The sequence below is a fragment of the Bacteroides coprosuis genome (assembly GCF_020741705.1).
Classification (GTDB): Bacteria; Bacteroidota; Bacteroidia; order Bacteroidales; family Bacteroidaceae; genus Bacteroides_E; species Bacteroides_E coprosuis.
Genome location: NZ_DYYK01000178.1, coordinates 1 through 3,769, shown reverse-complemented (window position 1 = coordinate 3,769; position 3,769 = coordinate 1). Strand labels below are relative to the sequence as shown.

At 32.8% G+C, this 3,769-nt stretch carries 3 protein-coding genes; all 3 read right to left on the bottom strand.

The window, feature by feature from the left end; translation table 11 throughout:
* A partial coding sequence (locus K8V80_RS10495) for a restriction endonuclease subunit S (protein ID WP_276777787.1) occupies positions 1-664 on the bottom strand: 664 nt, incomplete at its 3' end.
* Positions 657-2,303, bottom strand: a complete 1,647-nt coding sequence (locus tag K8V80_RS10490) for a type I restriction-modification system subunit M (RefSeq protein WP_276777784.1) — start codon at positions 2,301-2,303, stop codon at positions 657-659. The genes K8V80_RS10495 and K8V80_RS10490, both read right to left, overlap by 8 nt.
* Positions 2,304-2,437: 134 nt before the next feature.
* The gene (locus K8V80_RS10485) at positions 2,438-3,286 is read right to left on the bottom strand and encodes a hypothetical protein (protein ID WP_276777782.1); all 849 of its coding nucleotides are present in this window, start codon (positions 3,284-3,286) and stop codon (positions 2,438-2,440) included.
* Positions 3,287-3,769: the final 483 nt, after the last annotated feature.

Below are 3,769 nucleotides of genomic sequence, written 5' to 3'. Positions count from 1 at the left end.
ATCTAATGCTTAAATTTCTATAGTGTCTATTTAAGAGTCCTTGACCAATACCTTCTTTTATTTGTATTAGCTCGTCCAATTTTCGTTGCTGAAGAAAAATCAAAGTAGAAATTTTGGCTAATAACTTATTTATTGTTTTTTCTTCGATTTCTTTTGGAATAAAAAACTTCCATGATAACAAAGCTGAAGTTTTTATAAAAGGCTGATCAGAACCAATAGCGGTTATTTTACTAAAATTAAATATATTTCTTTCCAATAAATAATATGTTTCTATTGTAGACAAATTTGAAAATTTACTTTCTATTTTTCCTGCTCTTTGATAAAGAAAAGATACTGGAATATTTTTTGGAATAGGGGATATCTTTAACTGATTATTTATTATTGGTCGATTTAAACCAATAACAACATCATCAGGTTTTAAAATAATGTTATCCTTTATTAGAAGATATCTTTTGGGAAGATAATTGAGATTATTACTTTTAATTTCTCCATTTTTTATTGTTTCACCATTGATTATTGGTATACCCTTATTTACATACTCTGATGCTTTATAAGCTTTCCCTGACTTTAGCTTCCAAAAATCACCAAACTTACGTTGTTCCCAATCGTCAGTGAACCCCTTAAAACGTAATACTGGTGCCTTTCTTTGCTCTTTGTTACTCATGTAATTCGGCCTCCAATTCCTTTATGATGGCGTCCAAACCTTCCATCACATCACTATCATCAGAAGTCAATTCTTTAAGCATCCCCACCAATTCTCTTTGATTTTTTTCAATTTCAACATCTGTATCATGTAAGTCAGAAGCAACTTTCTTTAAATCAACCGGTGGTTCTGGAACGAAAGTATCTACATATCTAGGGATATTAAGATTGAAATCATTCTCCTCAATTTCATTGTATTTAGCCAAATGAGCATAACGTTCAACATCTTCACGCTTTTCATAAGTATCAAGAATTTTTTGAATATCTTCTTCACGGAGTTCATTTTGATTCTTCTTTTTCTCAAAACCTTTAGATGCATCAATAAACATTACATCTCTGTTTTCTTTGTTCTTCTTCAATACCAAAATAACAGTAGGAATACTAGTGTTATAGAACAAGTTAGCTGGCAAACCAATTACTGCATCAATTGAACCATTTTCCAATAACTTCTTACGAATCTTACCTTCTGCAGCTCCACGGAATAATACTCCATGAGGCAAAACGATGGCCATTGTTCCTGTATTCTTCAAGTGATAGAAACCATGTAATAAGAACGCAAAGTCTGCCTTGGATTTCGGTGCCAATACACCGTAAGGACTAAATCTTGGATCTTGCAAGAAACCTTTATTTGCCGACCAATTGTGTGAATATGGTGGGTTCATAACCACTGCATCAAACATAGTTTGAGAAATAGGTGGCCAGTCTTCATCAAGAGTATCACCGTGTCTTAAATGTTGATTTCCTGATGCTACACCATGAAGAATCATATTCATTTTCGCCAAGTTATATGTTGAAATATTAATTTCTTGGCCATAATAAATTACATTATCTTCTTTTCCACCAACATCATTAATATATTTTTTAAAGTTTAACAGTAAAGAACCTGAACCCATTGCGGGATCATAAACTGTAAGTTCTTCAGGATACTTCTTACCTACTAAAGTTAATTTCGTTAATAACTCTGATACCTTTTGTGGAGTATAAAATTCTCCTGCCTTTTTGCCAGTTTCAGATGCAAACTGACCAATAAGATATTCATATGCATCTCCAAGTGCATCGCTTTTTCCATCAGCACTTATCAATTTTAACTTTCCAATAGCTTTAATCACTTCGGAAATGGTATCCGTTTGTTTTTGCGCATTTATACCCAATTTTTGAGAATATAGTTGTACATCTTGAAATAAACCTTCAAATTCTTCACTTGTACCTTCAATATCATTAAATGCATCTGCCAGATCTGAGATTTGAAAAGTTTTGATATTTCCATCTTCAGTTCTAGCTTCGCCATTTATTTCTTCAAAAATATACGTAAAAGTATGCTTAGGCTCGACTAAATACATGAGCGTTTCTTTAAGCTCATCTAAAAGATCTTCATCTTTATAATTTGCAGAATAAATCTTCTGACATTCTTCCAAAGATAAATCAGTTCTACCTTCGATAAGTTCTCCAACTTGATAAAGTAATTTATCAGACAAATATTTATAGAAAATAATGCCTAACAGATAATCTTTATATTCATTAGCATCCATTTTTGAGCGCAGAGAATCAGCTGCACTAAATAATGCATGTTCAAGTTCAGTTTTCGTTAAAGTTTCAGCCATAAATTTCATCCTTCTAATTTTCGTTGCTGAAGAGTAATAAGCAACGATAGTGTCAATTTATATTTTAACCTAAACAAACGTTCTAAAGCAAAAAAACTATGGCAAAACTAGCAAGTTTCACCGTAGATAATCAACTAATCTATTCCTATCATCTGTTTTATTAGCTTCTCGTTAACCCAACTTTGCTTCTCAGCTGCATCATTTACAAATTCAAAGACTGACTGGTCGATATCAACAACATCAATATAAAATACAATGTCGGCTCTAGCATTAAAGATCATCAGACGATCGATTTCTTCATCATTAAAATGATTGTAAAAACCCAGGGTGTGGTACAAAAGCAGTTGCCACACCCAGTAAATCTGCATCGTAGCTTTATTCGATGTCTTAAGATCGACAATCGTATTTTTCAACAAATAATCGCCATCACCTGAAATATACCCATTCTTAGTCGAAGCGCCAAATGCATCCCTCGTTGGCCAGCCATATTCATTAAAAAAGTTCTCCGTTCGCTTCATCATCTGCTTGAGATGCTGGATAGTGATCTCGTCAGGATAATTCATGGGCTCAACATATTTGTTGGTTCGATAGGCAATCTCCCATGCACAAATATCCATTTCCAAGCGGAAGGCCTCGTCTGGAATATCATCTACACTAGATATCCGGTTAGGTATTTGATTCAACTGCTCTTCTTTACCGATAATTTCTGCAGTATCATCAATCGAGATCAATCCTTGATCCAAATATCTTTTTAACATAATATTTGCAAGGTCAAAAGTGTATTTACCCGCCAGTAGTATGCAACGAATCATATAATCCAAGACTGTTCCAAAGTTAGATGGCGTGATTGTCTCATCATTCTCTGAGATCATTGCATTCTCGGTTAGATGCTTTACTCTAAAGTCTTTGCTACGAACAATTTTGTTTACCGGTAAAAATTTAGGTTGCTTGGCAAACTGCGTAATTGAGATAGGTATATCCATGACCTAATCCTCTCTAAATATATGTTTTTGATACTTTTTATACATAATGATTTAATATATGAAAAGTGCTTAAAGACAGATAAATTAGTTAAAATAAAATAATAATAATCTTCAGAGTAAAGGGCGACAAATATACAGGATTTTATTAAAATCACTATCATTGGCTTTTAAGCCCATTTAATCTTAGTATCTAATTACTATCCTTTTATACTATGTTGAAGTTCATCCCACTTAAAAGTTTCTGTATAAAGAGTTCCATCAGGCTTAGCAAAACCCACTTCAATTTTTCCCTTATAATTATTCAAATGATATTCTATATTAAGATCACATACTAGAAATTTATATTCTAATACGCGTGGTGCTAGTTAAATCGTTTTAGTTAACAAAAAAAGTCCAATCTTGTTAGACTCGACTTGTAAACATATTAATAGAAAAGAGTCTGACTAGATTGAACTACCCTAAGCTTAAGCGTTTTTCTCATCC